This window comes from Pontibacter ummariensis (genome assembly GCF_900188175.1).
Classification (GTDB): Bacteria; Bacteroidota; Bacteroidia; order Cytophagales; family Hymenobacteraceae; genus Pontibacter; species Pontibacter ummariensis.
The window spans coordinates 88,171-105,954 of the sequence record NZ_FZOQ01000016.1; the positions used below are offsets into that span (position 1 = coordinate 88,171).

General features: G+C 52.8%; 14 protein-coding genes. 11 read left to right on the forward strand and 3 right to left on the reverse strand.

Annotated features, from left to right (window positions below; translation table 11 throughout):
* The first annotated feature begins 96 nt into the window (after positions 1-96).
* The 4 genes from CHB92_RS16915 to CHB92_RS16930 all read left to right on the forward strand — a co-directional run bounded on the left by CHB92_RS16915 (position 97) and on the right by CHB92_RS16930 (position 5,243).
* Positions 97-1,626: a GH3 auxin-responsive promoter family protein gene (locus tag CHB92_RS16915; RefSeq protein ID WP_089320418.1), complete on the forward strand. Its 1,530-nt coding sequence runs from the start codon at positions 97-99 to the stop codon at positions 1,624-1,626.
* Positions 1,627-1,859: 233 nt separating this feature from the next.
* Positions 1,860-2,966, forward strand: a complete 1,107-nt coding sequence (locus tag CHB92_RS16920; RefSeq protein WP_245842670.1) for a mechanosensitive ion channel family protein — start codon at positions 1,860-1,862, stop codon at positions 2,964-2,966.
* Positions 2,967-3,183: 217 nt separating this feature from the next.
* Positions 3,184-3,801, forward strand: coding sequence for an NAD(P)H:quinone oxidoreductase (gene wrbA, locus CHB92_RS16925; RefSeq protein ID WP_089320419.1), 618 nt, complete (start codon positions 3,184-3,186; stop codon positions 3,799-3,801).
* A gap of 107 nt (positions 3,802-3,908) precedes the next feature.
* Entirely contained in the window at positions 3,909-5,243 is a 1,335-nt protein-coding gene (locus CHB92_RS16930; RefSeq protein ID WP_089320420.1) for an NAD(P)/FAD-dependent oxidoreductase, read from the forward strand.
* A gap of 196 nt (positions 5,244-5,439) precedes the next feature.
* Here the strand turns inward: CHB92_RS16930 and CHB92_RS16935 are convergent, their stop codons facing one another.
* The gene (locus tag CHB92_RS16935) at positions 5,440-6,897 is read right to left on the reverse strand and encodes an aldehyde dehydrogenase family protein (RefSeq protein ID WP_089320421.1); all 1,458 of its coding nucleotides are present in this window, start codon (positions 6,895-6,897) and stop codon (positions 5,440-5,442) included.
* 222 nt (positions 6,898-7,119) lie between these two features.
* Complete coding sequence (locus CHB92_RS16940; protein WP_089320422.1) at positions 7,120-8,079, reverse strand: gamma-glutamyl-gamma-aminobutyrate hydrolase family protein; 960 nt, start codon at positions 8,077-8,079, stop codon at positions 7,120-7,122.
* 212 nt (positions 8,080-8,291) lie between these two features.
* Here CHB92_RS16940 and CHB92_RS16945 point away from each other — a divergent pair, with 212 nt between their 5' ends.
* Together CHB92_RS16945 and CHB92_RS16950 are read left to right on the forward strand one after the other, a co-directional pair.
* On the forward strand, positions 8,292-9,269 hold the full coding sequence (locus CHB92_RS16945; RefSeq protein WP_245842672.1) for an NADP-dependent oxidoreductase: 978 nt from the start codon (positions 8,292-8,294) through the stop codon (positions 9,267-9,269).
* Positions 9,270-9,287: 18 nt separating this feature from the next.
* The gene (locus tag CHB92_RS16950) at positions 9,288-10,061 is read left to right on the forward strand and encodes an SDR family NAD(P)-dependent oxidoreductase (protein WP_089320423.1); all 774 of its coding nucleotides are present in this window, start codon (positions 9,288-9,290) and stop codon (positions 10,059-10,061) included.
* A gap of 115 nt (positions 10,062-10,176) precedes the next feature.
* On the opposite strand, the gene CHB92_RS16955 is transcribed toward CHB92_RS16950, so the two are convergent.
* Positions 10,177-12,771, reverse strand: a complete 2,595-nt coding sequence (locus CHB92_RS16955) for a M1 family metallopeptidase (RefSeq protein WP_089320450.1) — start codon at positions 12,769-12,771, stop codon at positions 10,177-10,179.
* Between the two features lie 249 nt (positions 12,772-13,020).
* On the opposite strand from CHB92_RS16955, the gene pxpB reads away from it, so the two are divergent.
* From pxpB to CHB92_RS16980, 5 genes are all read left to right on the forward strand, one after another.
* Complete coding sequence (gene pxpB / locus CHB92_RS16960; protein WP_089320424.1) at positions 13,021-13,749, forward strand: 5-oxoprolinase subunit PxpB; 729 nt, start codon at positions 13,021-13,023, stop codon at positions 13,747-13,749.
* Positions 13,746-14,753, forward strand: coding sequence for a 5-oxoprolinase subunit C family protein (locus tag CHB92_RS16965; RefSeq protein WP_089320425.1), 1,008 nt, complete (start codon positions 13,746-13,748; stop codon positions 14,751-14,753). Before pxpB ends, CHB92_RS16965 begins: the two co-directional genes overlap by 4 nt.
* On the forward strand, positions 14,744-15,520 hold the full coding sequence (locus CHB92_RS16970) for a LamB/YcsF family protein (protein WP_089320426.1): 777 nt from the start codon (positions 14,744-14,746) through the stop codon (positions 15,518-15,520). Before CHB92_RS16965 ends, CHB92_RS16970 begins: the two co-directional genes overlap by 10 nt.
* A 4-nt stretch (positions 15,521-15,524) precedes the next feature.
* Positions 15,525-16,718: an NRAMP family divalent metal transporter gene (locus CHB92_RS16975; RefSeq protein ID WP_089320427.1), complete on the forward strand. Its 1,194-nt coding sequence runs from the start codon at positions 15,525-15,527 to the stop codon at positions 16,716-16,718.
* Between the two features lie 93 nt (positions 16,719-16,811).
* Positions 16,812-17,702 carry an alpha/beta fold hydrolase gene (locus CHB92_RS16980; RefSeq protein WP_089320428.1) on the forward strand — a complete coding sequence of 297 codons (891 nt, stop codon included), beginning with the start codon at positions 16,812-16,814 and terminating at the stop codon, positions 17,700-17,702.
* Positions 17,703-17,784 lie beyond the last annotated feature (82 nt).

A 17,784-nucleotide genomic window follows, 5' to 3' on the forward strand; every position in this document is an offset into this window, starting at 1 on the left:
ACTAATTAGGATTTTAACGCCCTTGTGTGCTTGCTTCTGCCCAGACTTCTGTGTCTTCTTATCTTTCTGGGGAGGATTGCGTATGTGGGATAACATATGGAACTGCTAAACTTACTTATATCTCAGTTCACCAAGAAGCGGGTGGGCCAGATAGAGCACTTTATGGAGCACCCGCATGAAGTGCAGCACCAAACCCTGAAAGACCTGTTGGCTAAAGCCAGCCAAACGGAGTGGGGGCAGCGGTACAAGTACGCCGAAATCAAGAATGCCGAGGCCTTCAGGCAAAGAGTGCCGGTGTCGGCTTACGACGATATTTCTCAGGACATCAAGCGCATGCTGCAGGGAGAGCACAACATCCTGTGGCCTTCTAAAATAAAATGGTTTGCCAAGTCATCAGGCACTACCAGCGACCGGAGCAAGTTTATCCCTGTATCGCAGGAAGCGCTGGAGGATTGCCACTTCCGGGGAGGCAAGGACATGATTACCCTTTACCTGGAGCGCAACCCCGATAGCCGCCTCTTTTTAGGCAAAGCCATGTCGGTGGGGGGCACGCTGCACGCCCAGGAAGACAACGAGGAGGTGAGCTATGGGGCCATTTCGGCCATTGTGACCAAGAACCTCCCCATCTGGGCTGAGTTTGCCCGCACTCCCTCTACCGATATCGCCTTCCTGCCGTGGGAGGAAAAGCTGGATACCATGGCACACACGGTGGCCGACCAGAACATCACCAGCATCATGGGCCTCCCTACCTGGACGCACGTAGTGTTGGAGCGGGTACTCGAAGTTACCGGCAAAGAAAATATACTGGAAGTGTGGCCAAACTTAGAGTTCTTCGCCCATGGGGGCGTGGCCTTTGGCCCTTACCGGGAGCTGTTCCGCAAGCTGCTGCCATCCGACGACATCACGTACATCGATATATACAATGCCTCTGAGGGCTTCTTCGGACTGCAGGACGGCGATTGCGAGCCAGACGAAATGCTGCTGATGCTGGACTATGGCGTGTACTACGAGTTTATCCCGATGGATGAGTTTGGGGAGGAAAGCCCGAGAACGGTAGGCCTGGATCAGGTGCAGGCGGGGAAAAACTACGCCATGGTCATTACGACCAATGCCGGCTTGTGGCGCTATAAGATAGGGGACACGGTCCGCTTCACGTCCACCAGTCCCTATCGCTTTAAGATATCGGGGCGGGTAAAGCACTTTATCAACGCCTTTGGGGAGGAGCTGATGGTGGAGAACGCGGAGAGGGCGATGGCCAAGGCATCGGAAGCGACAGGAGCCATGATCAATGAGTTTACCGCTGCCCCCGTTTTTACGCAGGATGGGCAGAAAGGACGCCACGAGTGGCTGGTAGAGTTTGCCCGCGCACCGCGTAACCTGGACGATTTTGCTAAAGCCCTGGATGAGGCGTTGCGGGAGCTTAACTCAGACTATGACTCGCGCCGGCACCAGGACCTGGCTTTGCTGTCGCCCATCGTGCACAAGGTCTCGGAAGGCACCTTTTACAATTGGATGAAGAAGCGGGGTAAGCTGGGCGGACAGAACAAAGTACCCCGGCTTTCTAACTCCCGTGAGTTTGTGGAGGACATACTGGCTGCGGTCTCCACCGAGAAAGGCACCCTGTAATCAGGGTTAATGCACAAAGCAGTAGGCTTTTCAGGATGTTTAAAAGTGGCTCTAGCACCTTTTCTTTTCAGAGCCCATGCCTGTACGAAGCACATGCAATTACTAAAATAGAAAACATAAGAAAGCCCTGGAGGCTAAAACCCAAGGCCGTGGCCTGTGCAAGCGGTACAGGCCAAGGCTGCTTGCGTTCATGCTATACAGTGAATTTGTTGGACATAAATGAATACCTATAAATGAGATTGGAGGAAGTATTTGAAATTGATGAAGTATTAGAGCGGGTTTATTATGATAACACGGTTCAGGATTACCTCGTTACCTTCGGGCTAGTTTTTCTGGGCCTACTGATTGTGAGAGCCTTTAAACATGTTGTGCTGGCGAGGCTGATCAGATGGGCGGACAGAACGGACACTAATTTTGACAATTACGTGGTCGAGAGCCTGGACCGCTACGGCATACCGGCCATTTACGTCAGCATCGTCTACATCGGGATTAATTACCTGGTGCTTTCTGAGCGGGTGGAGAACATACTGCAGATTGCCACCACCGTGATCGTCACGGTTCTGGTCATCCGGTTTGTGTCGGCCACTGTGCTGCTGCTCTTACAGGCGTATGTAAGGGAGCAGGAAAATGGCGAAGAGAAGGTCAAACAGCTGCATGGCATCATGCTTATCGTGAACGTGATCATCTGGTTCATCGGCATCGTGTTCCTGCTCGATAACCTGGGTTATGACGTCACTACGGTAATCGCTGGTCTGGGTATTGGAGGTATAGCCGTGGCCCTGGCTGCGCAGAATATCCTCGGTGACCTTTTCAACTACTTCGTTATCTTTTTCGACAGACCTTTTGAGGTGGGGGACTTTATCATCATCGATCAGAAAATGGGGGTGGTAGAGTACGTGGGCATTAAAACCACCCGTATTAAAAGCCTTTCCGGGGAACAGCTGGTTTTTTCGAACAGCGACCTGACCAATTCCCGCATCCACAACTACAAGCGCATGCAGCGCCGCCGGGTACTATTTAAGGTAAGTGCCGTTTACCAGACCCCATACGAATTGGTGCAGCGCATCCCCGGGGTGCTGAAGGCCGTGGTACAGCAGCAGGACCTGGTGGAGTTCGACCGTGCCCACTTTGCCTCCTATGGCGACTCCAGCCTCGACTTCGAGGTGGTGTACTATGTGCTCAGCTCGGACTATAACAAGTACATGGATGTGCAGCAGGCAATAAACCTGGGCATATTTCAGGAGTTTCATCGGATGGGCGTTGAGTTCGCTTACCCAACCCGTACGCTCTACGTGGCGGCACAGGATCAGCCACAGCCGGTAAGGGAAGGGATTATGTAAACCTGCTCACCCGCTTCGAAAGGCAAACACCAGTCGTTAAGACAAGCCACATCAGGTGCGGTTTAGTTGAAGAGAACAGCTATACCCTTAATCCGTACAAGTTAATCTGTACAAAAAAGGCACCTGTGCAGTACGCTTTTTCTTCTGGGGTAAGGAAAGTCCTTCTAGCCAGGAAAGAAAAAGAGAAGCTTGTAAAACATTTCTAACTATAAAAGCTATGGCAAACGTAAAACTTGCAGTAATTTACTACAGCGCGACAGGAACAAACTACCAGTTATCACAATGGGCGGCGGAGGGTGCCAAAGAGGCTGGTGCTGAAGTAAGGGTCTTGAAAGTAAAGGAACTGGCCCCGCAATCAGCTATCGAGCAGAACCAGGCCTGGAAGGAGCACATGGAGGCGACCAAGGATGTGCCAGAGGTGTCTCATGATGATTTGGAATGGGCCGATGCCATTATCTTCAGCATGCCTACCCGCTACGGCAACATACCGGCACAGATGAAGGAGTTTATCGACGGCACCGGTGGGCTTTGGTTCCAGGGGAAACTGGCAAACAAAGTAGTAAGCGCTATGACAAGCGCCCAAAACCCGCATGGGGGCCAGGAGGCGACCTTACTGGCATTGTATACCACCATGCACCACTGGGGAGCCATCGTAGCCGCTCCGGGGTACACGGACCAGGCGCTCTTCCCGGCAGGAGGTAACCCTTACGGAACCAGTGCGACAACAACGGGCAAGGAAGGCGGCTTAAGCTCAGAAACGCACGCTGCTGTCATACACCAGGCGAAGCGTACCGTGACAGTAGCTAAATGGGTGAAACAAGGCCTGGAAGGTTAATAAACCTGAGACAAAAGGCACAGTACCTTGGCAGGGCTGTGCCTTTTTCTTTTTAAAGGACGCTGTGCAGCTATAGCCCTTATATTTAAAACAACAAACCAGATCTCATGGAAAACTATGCCAAAATAGCGAATACCGGAAAGTACCGTGTTGTAATAGTAGGGGGAGGCTTTGCGGGGATCGAACTGGCAAAATCATTGCGTGATGCGGATGTGCAGGTAGTGCTGATAGACAAGCAAAACTACCATACCTTTCAACCCCTGTTATACCAGGTGGCAACGGCCGGGGTAGAGGCAGACTCTATCGTGCACCCTTTCCGGAAGATATTCGCGGGCCAGAAGAACTTCTACTTCAGGCTGGCCGAAGTGGCCCACGTGGACACCGAAGAGCAGGTGGTGGAAACCTCTATTGGCCTGATCAAATACGACTACCTGGTAATTGCCACAGGAGCCACCGCTAATTTTTTCGGGAATGAGCAGATGGAGCAGAATGCTATTTCCATGAAGAGCCTGAACGACGCCACAGAGCTGCGTAATACCATTCTGTACAACTTTGAGCAAGCCCTGCAGACGGATGAGGTGGAACAGCACAACAGCCTGCTGGACTACGTGATCGTGGGCGGAGGCCCGACGGGCGTGGAGTTGGCAGGGGCCTTAAGCGAACTGCGGAAACACGTCCTGCCTAAGGACTACAAAGAGCTTAATTTTAAGGAGATGGATATTTACCTGATCCAAAGCGGCCCCCAGTTACTTAAAGGCATGTCGGAAGAGGCCTCGCAGAAAGCGTTGGAGTACCTGGAGGACTTTGGCGTGAAAGTGTGGCTGAACCGCCGGGTGCAGTCTTACGATGGCTATACAGCAACACTGGATACCGGCGAAACATTAATTACGCGCACCCTCATCTGGGCCGCGGGAGTAACCGGTAACCCCATTCCTGGTATCCGTAAAGAAAGCCTGCTGCGCGGCAACCAGCTAAAAGTTGACGTGTATAACCGGGTGGATGGCTATGACAACGTGTTCGCCATTGGTGACATTGCAGCCATGCTCACGGAAGAACACCCGCGGGGCTATCCGATGCTGGCGCAACCCGCCCTGCAGCAGGGGCGCCTGTTGGGCAAGAACCTGAAAAGCCTGATCGTAGGCAAGCCCCTGGAGCCGTTCGAGTACGATGATAAGGGTTCCATGGCCACCGTCGGCAGGAACCACGCGGTGGCCGATCTGAAGCTGCTCAACAAAGAATACAAAACGCAGGGCTTTTTCGCCTGGCTTATCTGGATGTTTATTCACCTGATCTCAGTAGTGGGCTTCCGCAACAGATTGGTGGTGCTCATGAACTGGATGTGGAGCTACTTTACCTATGATACCGGTAACCGCCTGATTGTTGGCAGGAAGCATGTGAATATTCCTATGGAGGAAACCGTTTCACATAAAACGATGGAGTGACACATTGTGTCACATACTCTTGGCAATTTTTTCCGACTTCCATTGGCGCAAGCGGCCACTTGTGCCTCTCCGGTATGAAAGCAGAAACAAGCACAAGCGGCCGCTTACGCCCAGGTACCCTCTGACCGTAGGTTAAAGAAAAGGCCAGCTCTTAAACTAGAGCAGGCCTTCCTGGTTGATAGCTGTTGCGGGGCTGTTAAGCAGGATAGTCTCTTGGTTTTACCTGCACACTTACCCACTGCACGGTGGTCATTTCCTCTATAATAAAGTCGTCGCCGAAGCGGCCTACCCCCGAGTTCTTCTCACCGCCGAAAGGTGTTTGTGGCTCGTCGTTTACACTCTGGTCGTTGATGTGGATCATGCCTGTGTCAACCCTCTTGGCTACCTGCAGGCCGCGTAGCAGGTCTTTGGTATGCAGGGCACCGCTCAGGCCAAACTCTGTATCGTTTGCCAGTTCTATGGCTTCCTCATCGGTTTTAAAGGTAATGATACCCACAGCCGGGCCAAAGACTTCTTCGTTAAAGATAGGCATCTCCCTGGTTACCCCGGTAAGCACCGTTGGCTGTACTACGTTTCCTTCTGCGTTCCCGCCAAGCGCCAGTTTGGCACCGGCATCTACGGTACGTTGTACCAGGTCTACCACGCGCTTCGCTGCCTTGTTGTCGATCAGTGGCCCTACAACAGTGCCTTCTTCGCGCGGGTCGCCTACTTTCAGGTTTTTTACCTTGGCGATGAACTTCTCGGTAAACTCACTTGCCAGGCTCTCATGCACCAGAATGCGGTTGGTGGACATGCAGATCTGGGCCTGGTGCATGAATCGGCCAAACACAGCGGCGTCTACCGCCCGGTCCACGTCTGCATCGTCCAGAATGACAAAGGCATTGTTACCTCCCAGTTCCAAAGCCAGCTTTTTGAGGCCCTCGCCCCCTATGCGGCCAATGCCCTTGCCAACAGGGGTTGAGCCGGTGAAGGAGATCAGCTTAGAGGCAGGGTGCCCTGTAAAGTAGTCCCCGATGACGCTGGACTTTCCGACCACCACGTTGAACACGCCTCCTGGCAGGCCAGCCTCCTCAAACAGCTTTGCCAGGATGGTACCACCCGTTACCGGAGACTGCGAGGCAGGCTTTACGACAACACAGTTCCCTACGGCAATGGCTGGCGCAATAGAGCGCATGGACAGGTAAAGGGGGAAGTTCCAGGGGCTGATGATGCCCACCACGCCCAGTGGTTTTCTAAAAATATAGTTCTCCTTGCCCGGTACGGTAGACTGCGTGATCATACCCCGCATGCGCGTAGGGAAAGATGAAGCCTCCAACAGCATATCATAGGTCTGATCGATCTCAATGGCTGCTTTTAACTGGGTACTGCCTACCTCTTTCACGAGCCAATCCACAAATTCTCCTTTTCTGTCCTGTAGGATTTGAGCCGCTTTCAGCAGGATGCCGCGCTTTACATCCGGGTTTTCGTCGGCCCAGGACTTACTCGTTTCCTTGGCTACCTCAAAGGCCCGGTCTACATCCGCTGTAGTGGCTCCTTTAAAGGTATTCAGAACGGATTCGTCGTAAGGGTTTAGGTTTTCTACGCTGTAGTCAGCGCTGCCGTCTATCCATTCCCCTTTAATGTACTGTTTATTAAGTTCGTTGTACTCTTTCATAGCTTCAGTGATACAATAGTGGTTTTATACTCATAAGTTGTACCCTTAAATCACTGCATAGGTTAACGTTAATAAAGGGAGCCCGGCAGTCCGGCTATATGCAACTGTGCTAATCTGAAGCTGTTAAAAGCACTGTGCAACAGGGAGGGAGAGAAGGTATCTGGATGTGCACAGCAAAGCATGGGAAATCTAAAAGGGAACACTTTAAGCAGGCCTGCGCTTTCACTTAACTTTGTACCTGTCGGTAAATTCCTGCAACAGCTGTTTCTCTTTTTCCTCCATGTCCACCAGCACCTGGGCTCTAGGGGAGGCAAGGGCTTCCTGCATGTCGGTGTCTTCGATCTGCAACTGCACTTCCCGGGCATGTTGTACCAGGGCCTGAAACAAACGGCGCTGTTGTTTGAACTGGGGTAAGTACTCCGGGTGCCACTGCACCCCCACGATGTAATCCTGCTTTATGTTTTCGATGGCCTGCACGATCGCGTTAGGCTCTTGCCCTACGATCTGAATGTTGTCTCCCGGCTCTTTTACCGCCTGGTGGTGCAGGGCATTCACCTCCAGTTGTTGCATCCCAAGGATTCTTGCCAGCTTGCTCCCCGGCTTTAGGTATACCCGCTTAACAGGGAAAACGCTGGAGGGGTTGGGCTCCTCCAGGTAAAAAGTATTGATGTCCTGGTATAGGGTGCCGCCAAAATAAACGTTCAGGAGCTGTGAGCCGCGGCATATGCCCATCACGGGTAAGCCCTTTTTCACTGCCTGGTCAATTAACTGGAATTCGAGGTGGTCCCGGTCCGGGTCTATCGTCCAGCCTTGTTTGCGGCTGAGCATGCGGCGGATCAGAAATACGGCAGGGTAATAAAGCCAGCTGATAAACTTACCTATCCGTTGAAATATGTTTTTTTTAGGTTCACGGATCGTACGCTGCAGGTATTCGTCCAGCACGTTATCCTGCTGGTAAGTACTGGGGTCCACATCGGCGCCGCCCCCGATGATCAGGGCCTGCAGGCCGTCCGCTGTGCGTGGGTTATTGGGTGTGATGCGCACAGGCCAGCCCCCGGCGATCATGACAGCCAGTGCCGTAAAGGCCCAGGCCGTACCGCCTCCCCTGTCGGGACCCGTTACGCCTATCGTCGGCCTGTTCCTGTTTATCTTATATTTCTTGGTTAGCGCAAAGGGAGCCATGTAGTTCTATAGTGTTTTTTTAATGTACGTGCGCTCTATGCCAGCACGTTTCATGGGCTTTATAATTCATGAGGCCTGTGTAGGTCATCCGCCTCCTGTACCGGTAGCCCCGCTGCGCGTGTTTGGTTAAGGGTGTTGTTCCCGTTTTCTTAACAAACGGCTCTCCTTTGAAGTAAACACTGGTAACGCTCTTCCATGCGGAGAACAAAAACATGAACAACAGAAGCGCTATGACAAAACAAACGAAGCAGATGCGAGCGGCTACTTACGAGGAGTTTAGCGGCACAGAAAAGATAAAGGTGACAACTACGGACGTGCCTGAACTGAAGGAAGGGGAGGTGCTGGTACGGATAAAGGCAGCCGGTGTAAACCCGGTAGACGCCGCTGTGATGCAAGGCTATCTCAAAGACTTTCTTCCCTATACCTTTCCGGTCATTCCCGGCTGGGACATGGCAGGTGTTATCGAGGACAGGGGGTTTAGTGCCCGTAGGTTTAAGGTAGGGGAGGAAGTATACGCCTACGCCCGCCGCCCTATGGTGCAGCACGGGACCTTTGCCGAGTACGTTGTAGTACCTGAAAGCTACTTGGCCAAGAGACCGGAGAACATTTCCTGGGAGGAGGCCTCCGGCATACCCCTGGTAGGGCTAACGGCTTACCAGTCCCTGTATGATGCCGGGCAGTTACAGGAAGGGCAGACAGTGCTCATCTTAGGGGGCTCTGGCGGAGTCGGTAGCCTGGGCATCCAACTGGCAAAAGAAAAGGGGGCGACAGTAATTGGCGTGGCCAGCCAGAAAAATCATTCCTTCATGAAAGAGCTGGGCGCGGATCATACCATCGACTACAAGGACACAGACGTGGGAGCGGCCGTGAAAGAGGTCTCCCCGGAGGGAGTAGACCTGCTCTTTGACTGTGTAAGCGGGGATACGCTACAGCAAAGCCTGAAAGCCTTAAAGTCTGGCGGCAAGCTGGTTTCTATCCTGAACCACGGAGAAGACCTGGACAAGCATATAGACTTTTCTTACGTGTTCGTGGAGCCTAATTCCAGCCAGTTGGACCACTTGCGGGAGCTGGCGGATGCTGGGAAACTGAAAGTGCGGGTGAGTGAGACCTATAATCTGGATGAAACAGCCGAGGCACTGCAGCAGATTCAGACCCTGCATACAACCGGTAAAATAGTGATTGTGTCCTAAAGAAAAGAAAGACGTACGATGATAAAAGCAAACTTTGACTTGAGCGGAAAAGTCGCGCTTGTAACGGGAGGAGGCAGGGGTATTGGCCGCGCGCTGGCTGAAGGATTGGCTAGTGTCGGAGCTAGTCTGGTAGTAGTGGCCAGAACGGAAGAGGAGGTGAGAAAAGCGGCCGATGAAATCGCACAGGAAACAGGAGTGGAAACCCTTCCGTTGGTGTGCGATGTAACGAACAGCACTTCTGTAAAAGAAACAGTGGCGAAAGCCCTGGCGCGTTTCGGTAAACTGGATATCCTGATCAACAACGCAGGGACAAGTGTTCGAAAAACGGCCCTGGAGCTTTCGGAAGAGGAGTGGGACAAGGTAATGGACGTGAACTTCAAGTCTGTTTTCCTGATGTCGCGCGAAGTGGGGCGGCACATGGTGGAGCAGAACTACGGACGCATTGTGAATGTAGCTTCTGTTGCCTCCTCCTTAACCTTGGCCTCGGGTACTCCTTATGGGCCGAGCAAGGCAGGCGTGGTGCAGCTAACCAAGCAGCTGGCTAATGAATGGGCCACCAAAGGCGTAACGGTCAACGCCATCAGCCCCTGGTTCTTTAAAACATCTCTGAATGCGCAGGCACTGGAGAATAACGACTTCAGAAGCCTGCTGGAGCGCAGGACACCTATGCGCAGACTGGGCCAGTTGGAGGAGTTAGTGGCCCCTACCCTCATGTTCTGTTCAGAAGGGGCCAGTTATATCACCGGGCAGAATCTCTTCATAGACGGAGGCGTCACGAGTTATGCCTTTTGATAGAGAGGATGTAAATAGATAGCTTAAGAAAAAGGCTCAGTAGCTTATCTGATAAGCTACTGAGCCTTTTTCTTAAGCTAGTGTAGATAACTGGGATAGGCTGTGGTACCCGCTTTTACAACCTTTCCTCTCCTTCCAGCAACTTCTCCGCACGAAACAACCCATCAGCTGCCTGTAAGATCTTCGCTTTCAGCTTCGGGTTATAGTTCGGATGCTCCTTCAGGAAGGTACGCACGGTCTGTGCTGCCTCCGGGCTTTGGTAAGAGCCGAAGGTGGTCTGCAGCCAGGAGTATGGGAAGAAGATGTCGCCTGTCAGCTGAATCTCTTCCAATAAGTCCAGGCTTTCCCGCAGGTACTTCTCGGATGTAGCGGTACGGAGCGGGTGGTGCAGGTAACCTAGGGCGGCCAGCACCCACGACTCCTTTTCCCGGTTTTCCGGCTTCTTTAAGGAAGCAAAGAAAGTGTCCCGCTGCTGCTCATCTGCCGAGAGGGCCGGTAGCATAAACTCCAGGCGCTTTTTGCGGTCTGGGTTTTGGATGCGCGCAAGCTGTTCCCCTAGCAGGTTGTTGGCCGGGTAGTCGCGCACGGCCAGGGCCAGGGCCAGTGAGGTATAATCGTCCTCGGTGAGTTTTACACCAGCCGGTGCCTGCTGTTTCTTCCAGATCTGGTACAGCCTGTCCTGCGCTGGCTTGGTTAAGGCGATGCTTTGATAGGTTTTGAACAGGAGTTTTTTCGCATTGGCAGAAGTGTGCTGCTGCATGGCCTGCCATAGTTCCTGCTCTAGTTGCGCAGCCACTTGCTCCCGCGAGGCTGGCTTTAGCAAGTCCCAATAAATAGTGCTCAGTTGGCCTGTCATTAGCTTTAAGTTCAACTCTTCTTGCTCCTGGCTTAGCCCGCTTCGGTACAGGTTCAGCAACCGTGTAGGCGTGATGGAACGCCCATTGAGCATGTTTTCATACAGGTTGATGTAGGCTGAAGCACGAGCTACCGGGTTTTCTAAAGAGAACACTTCTTGCGGCATTTGCTTGTCCACAGGAAACACGCCATATCCCAGACCCGTGGAGTTGAAGAGGATAAAGCTTGGTGCGGCTTCTCCTTCGGCGCCTTCCAGTTCCACTTCTTTTTCGTCCATGTTAACCGTCAGCTCCTGCACGCGGTCAGGGTACACCAGGGCCACCTCAAAGAGCTGTGGCCAGAGGCGGTCCGATCCATCTTCCCCTTTCTGGGTAATTGTAAAGGACTTGATCTTGCCTTGCTCCGTCTCTACCTGGTAGTCAAACAGAGGCCTGCCTGCTTCATTTACCCATACCTGGTTCCAGGAGGCGAGGTCAAGCGGTGTGCGGGGATCCAGTATCTCGATGAGCTCTGGCCAGGAAGCGTTGCCGTGTGCGTACTTTTTGAGGTACTCCTGCAGGCCCTGCTTAAACTGTTCCTCGCCCATCAGGCGCTCCAGTTGCCGCATTACTACCGGCGCTTTATGGTAAATAATGGCCCCATACATAGAACCCGCGTCCTGCAGGTTGTCCAACTGCTGACGTACGGGGTTCGCACCCGCAGTGCGGTCAACCCCATAGGCAGCCGGGAAGTGGTCTGTCAGGAACTTGAGGTCATAGCTGGCGTCGGGGATGGCTACCTGTGTGATCTTATCGGCCATAAAGTTGGCAAATACCTCTTTCATCCACACATCGTTGAACCACTGCATCGTTACCAGGTCCCCGAACCACATGTGCGCTGTTTCATGGGCAATCAGGCTGGAGCGGGATACTTTTTGGTCTTTTGTGGCTCCTTCGTCGAGGAAGAGCGTAGATGCCTTGTAGTCGATAGCGCCTACGTGCTCCATGCCCCCATACTGAAAATCGGGAATCGCGATGAAATCGAATTTCTGGAAAGGGTAGGGGATTGAGGTATAATCGCTCATAAAGGCAAGCGCATCACCATGGATCTGGAAGATGGGGCCCAGGCTTTCTGCCAGCTTACTTTTGTCCGTTTCGCGGTGGTAAAAGTTCATCTCCCTGCCGCCAACGTTTCTGCTGATACGGTCAAACTCTCCCGCTGCGAACGAGAAGAGGTAGGTGCTGATGGTGTCGGAGTTCTGGTAGTGGTACGTTTTGGTGCCCATGCTAACAGTGGAGTCCTGCAACGGCGCGTTGGCCAGTGCCTTCCAGTCTTCCGGAATGGTTAAGGAAAGCTTGAAGGTGGCCTTCAGGTTAGGCTGGTCGAAGACCGGGAATACGGTGCGGGCTCTGTCAGGCACCAGCAAGGTGTAAAGGTAGTCCTCGTTCCGGTTGAGCGACAGGTCGCCCGCCACAAACTGAACCTCTACTTTGTTTTGCCCTTTCTTTAAGTACTTTGCAGGAATAACGAGGTGCTCGTTTTCATGTACTATGTCGATTTTTTTGTTGTTGACCTTTACCTGCTTCAGATGATCCGTCTTTTCCTTAAAGTCGATTTGCAGGGGGAGACTGCTTTCTTTCAGGTTGAAAGAAATGACTTCAGACGCCTGGATCGGAGCCTCTTTTTTGTTCGGGATGATGAAATGTAGATCATAGGCAACATCATCCAGTACCGCTTTCCTATAGGCAGCCAGCGCTTTGGATACGCCAGTTGCAACCGGGGCAGGATTAGAAGTAATCATCTTTTGATTGCAGGCAGAAGTGGCAACAACAGCAAGCAGCAGTAAGCCGCTTTTAAGACCTTTTATGTTTTTCATGCAGAATAAAAGTACAAACAGCGCAAGAAAGTAACCCTCTTGCCTTAATTCAACTATAAGCAAAAAGCAAATTTAAAGATAGCGATAACATAAGAAGAAACCCCAACCGGTTGGAATTATTGCACTAGGCAGGGCTACACCGCCTGAGGGATGACCTGGCTTGGGGAGATAATAAAATTATATTTACTTACGTAGACACAACCCGTACAAGAAAAGGCTCCGGTTATAAACAGGATGCCACGCTTAAGTATGAACAAGAAAAGCATGCAAGCCTTCAGGCTCTACCCTCTTGGCGACACAGCCATTGTGGTGCAACTGGGGCACGAGATAAACGATAAGACACACGCAAAAGTAAGGGCCTTTGCAGCTTACCTGGAACAGTTTCCTTTTACCGGTATGCTGGAATATGTGCCCGCCTTTACAACGGTTACCATTTACTATAACCCTTGGGTCGTTAGTGAGAGAGGAAGCCTGGACCCTTACGAAAAAGTGACGTCTGTTATTCAGACCATGCTCTTCTTTTCCGGGGATGGGGTGAAGAAACAAGTGGAACGGGTTGTGGAGATACCGGTGCTCTACGGCGGGGAGTACGGACCGGACCTTGAGTTTGTGGCGACGCACAATGCCCTAACGCCTGAAGAAGTGATTGCGATCCATGCCAGCACGGATTACCAGGCCTACATGATCGGCTTTGCCCCTGGTTTCCCCTACCTGGGTGGGATGAACGCCCGCATTGCTGCCCCGCGCAAAGAAACACCGCTAGCGAGTATCCCGGCGGGCTCCGTGGGGATAGCAGGAAAGCAGACGGGGATTTACCCTATCGCTACCCCAGGGGGCTGGCAGCTGATCGGCCGTACCCCTCTTTCACTTTTCGACCCGGCCAGGGAATGCCCGAGCCTGCTGAAGGCAGGTGACCGCATTCGTTTTGTGCCCATTTCGGAAGAGGAATATCAGCGTAGAAAGGAGCAGGGCCAATGAGTTTGAAAATTATCAGCCCCGGGCTTTTAACCACGATACAGGACACAGGCCGGCACGGCTATCAGAAAGACGGCATGGTGGTGAGTGGTGCCATGGATGCTGTAGCCCTGCGCATCGCCAACATTTTAGCTGGCAACGAGGAAAATGAGGCAGCCCTCGAAATTACCATGATGGGGCCTAAGATCGTTTTTGAGGAAGATGTGCTTCTGGCGTTAACAGGCGGGGACTTAAGTGCCTCTATAGACGATGCGCCTGTAAAAATGTGGCGGCCTGTGTTGGTGCGAAAAGGAAGCACCCTTGCCTTTGGGAAGCCTGTAAAAGGATGTCGCGCTTACCTGGCTGTGTCCGGGGGCTTCGACTTGCCCAAAGTAATGGGCAGCTATGCTACTTATCTTCGTGCCGGGGTAGGGGGCTTCGGAGGACGTGCCCTGAAGGCCGGGGATCTGGTGCCATGTAAAGGGCCAACACCTAAAGCCATGCAGCTAATGGCAGAGCTGACAGACAGCGCCATAGGCAAAACCCATGCACAGGTAGCTTTTACGTTCGATCCCCGCTTGTTCCCGGCCTATGAAGAAAACCCAACCATCCGCGCTTTAAAAGGTCCTGAGTATGACCAGTTTACGGAGAACAGCCAGAACTACATCTGGAACGAAAAGTTTCTGGTAACTCCTCAATCCGACCGCATGGGGTATCGCTTGCTTGGGATGACTTTGGCTTTAAAGGAGGAAGCAGAGTTAGTTTCCAGTGCCGTCTCCTTCGGTACGGTACAGGTGCCCGTGGAGGGAAACCCGATTGTACTGATGGCCGACCACCAGACGACAGGGGGATATCCACGTATTGTTCAGGTTATTTCAGCCGATTTCTCTAAGTTAGCACAGGTGCCCCCCGGCAAGTCTGTCCGATTCACGGAAGTATCACTGGACGAGGCGCACCAGTTGTACATGAACCAGGAAAAAAGCATAGAGCAGGTAAAGCGTGCTCTACAGATAAAAGCATGGCGCTAAACACCCCCCTTTCTATTGACTTAAACTGTGATTTAGGAGAGAGCTTTGGTGCATACCGCATCGGAAACGACGAAGAGATACTTCCCTATGTTAGCTCTGCCAATATTGCCTGTGGTTTTCATGGGGGCGACCCGTCTGTGATGCGCAAAACAGTACGGCTAGTCCTACAGCAGCAGGTGGCTTTGGGCGCCCATCCCGGGCTCCCGGATCTGGCAGGCTTCGGCCGGCGCGAAATGGCGGTATCCCCGGCAGAGGCTTTTGACATGGTGGCCTACCAGGTGGGTGCGCTATGGGCTTTTATACAGGCAGAAGGAGGCAGGCTGCACCATGTAAAGCCCCATGGTGCCTTATATAACATGGCGGCTGTAAACAAAGAACTGGCAGCGGCTGTTGCCGAGGCTGTTTACAAGGTTTTCCCCGAAGCGATCTTATACGGCCTGGCAGGCAGCGAACTGGTTAGAGCAGGGGAAAGACTGGGCCTTCAGACGGCAAACGAAGTGTTTGCCGACCGTACCTATCAGCAGAATGGCACCCTCACCTCCCGAAGGCGGCCGGATGCCCTGATCCAGGACCATGGGCAGGCTGTACAGCAGGTGGTGCGCATGGTAAGAGAGGGGAAAGTGCTATCGCAGCAAGGGACAGACGTAGCGATACAGGCCGATACCATTTGCATTCACGGCGATGGCCCACATGCGCTAGCGTTCGCCAAGCATATTCGGGAGGTGCTCACCGCCGAAGGCATACAAGTGCAGGCGAGACATAGCTAAACAAATGAAGCAAAAGAAAAACTGGAGTGTGCTCCTGGGAGCCGCTTTCCTGATGGCTACTTCCGCCGTCGGTCCCGGCTTCCTGACACAAACTACCGTATTCACCCAAGCCCTGGGGGCTAGCTTTGGCTTTGTGATCCTGATCTCTGTCATTTTGGACATCGGTGTGCAGCTGAACGTGTGGCGGGTGATTGCGGTGTCTCAAAAGCGGGCACAGGATATTGCCAACACGGTTTTACCGGGACTCGGCCTGTTTATTTCGGCGTTGATCGTGCTGGGTGGCCTGGCGTTTAACATTGGCAACATTGGCGGTGCAGGTCTTGGCTTTAATGTGCTGTTCGGGGTTTCTGCAGAGCTGGGGGCCGCTGTTGCGGCGGCCATTGCCATTGCGGTGTTTCTTGTAAGAGAGGCCGGCAAAGTAATGGACCGTTTTGCCCAGATCATGGGGCTGCTCATGATCCTGCTGATCGTTTATGTCGCCGTTACGTCTGCGCCGCCTGTAGGGGCGGCTGTTGCCAGCACCTTTGTTCCTGCCGAAGTAGATGTGATCGCCATCGTGACGTTGGTCGGTGGCACGGTGGGCGGCTATATTACCTTTGCCGGAGGGCACCGGCTGTTGGATGCAGGGATAAAAGGAGAGGATGCTTTGCCACAGGTGAACACCAGTGCTGTATCGGGCATTACGGTTGCTTCCATTATCCGTATCTTTCTTTTCCTGGCTGCGCTGGGTGTGGTGAGCCAGGGGCTGGCGCTGGATGCGAAGAACCCGCCTGCGTCTGTTTTTCAACTGGCAGCCGGAACGGTTGGCTACAAGCTTTTTGGTGTCGTTATGCTCTCAGCGGCCATCACTTCTGTTATCGGTGCCGCCTACACCTCTGTGTCTTTCCTGAAATCCTTTCATAAAAGCATCGCGCAGAACGAGAATTGGCTCATCATCGCCTTCATCGTGGTGTCTACGCTTATCTTTGTCACCATCGGTAAGCCGGTCCGCCTGCTTATCCTGGCAGGAGCTCTGAACGGCCTAATTCTCCCCATTACTTTAGGCACTATCCTCGTGGCGGCTTATAGTAAACGGGTGATGGGGACCACGTACCGGCATCCTGTCCTGCTAACCATATTTGGCGTCTTAGTCGTGTTAGTGATGGCCCTGATGGGAGGTTATACTCTGATCGAGCAGCTGCCGCAACTATTTGCCTAAGTTGCTTGGCACTTCCTGTTTGCTTGTGGGCCTGCCTTTTCTCATCCTAAAGCCCATGCTTTCGTACACCTAAGCTAACCAAACGTAGGAGCTATGGAAGATTTTGAATCAGTAGATGAGGTGATAAAGAAGCACCGGATGTCGGGCAGGTTTTTCTCTGTAGATGGGGTGCAAAGTTTTGCCCTGGACTATGGGAACGGGGAGGCTGTCCTGTGCCTGCATGGGGTGCCGACTTCCTCTTTTCTGTACCGGAAAGTGCTCTGGAACCTGGCACACAAAGGGTTCAGAGGCGTCAGTATCGACCTGCCCGGGCTGGGCTTCGCTGATAGGCCCGAGGACTTTGACTATTCCTTCCCAAACTTTGCCCGGTACCTTGCCAAGGCAGCAGAAGCCCTGAACTTAGACCGCTTTCACCTGGTGGTGCACGACATCGGCGGCCCCATCGGCTTTGCTTTGGCGGCACAGAACAAGGACAAAATCCTATCGCTAACTATTCTGAACACCTGGATAGACGTGGTGAATTTTGAGAAGCCGCTCCCCATGCGTCCTTTGGAAAAGCCCCTTCTGGACGAAGCCGAGCTAGCGACTATTACACATACAACCTGGCGCCTGGCGTTTGATACCATGGGCGTGTCGAATGCGGATAAGACCAGCAAGGAGGAAATTTACGCCTACGTGGACCTTTTAAAGCGCGAAGACGACGGGAAAGCCTTCCTGAAAATCATGCACAATTTCGACCACTCCGAGGAGTACCGGGACCTCTGCCTGCAGGCTGTACAGAACGTGCCCTATCCGGTGCAGGCTATTTGGGGAGCAGAAGACCCAGGTTTGCGTTATGATCGTTACGGGGAGGAAATAAAGAAAGCAGCCGGGCTGGAAGAGGTGTTGAAGCTCCCGGCCAAGCACTTGTTACAGGAAGAACAGTGGGAAGTGATCGCCGACAAAATTGCGGAGCAGGCAAGTCGGCCTCCACATTATAAGTAAGAGAGAACTAGTCGTTGGGGGATTACCTTGCAAAGAGCTTTTCTATACATAGGGCGGTATATGCTCTTTGTAAACTTTTTGC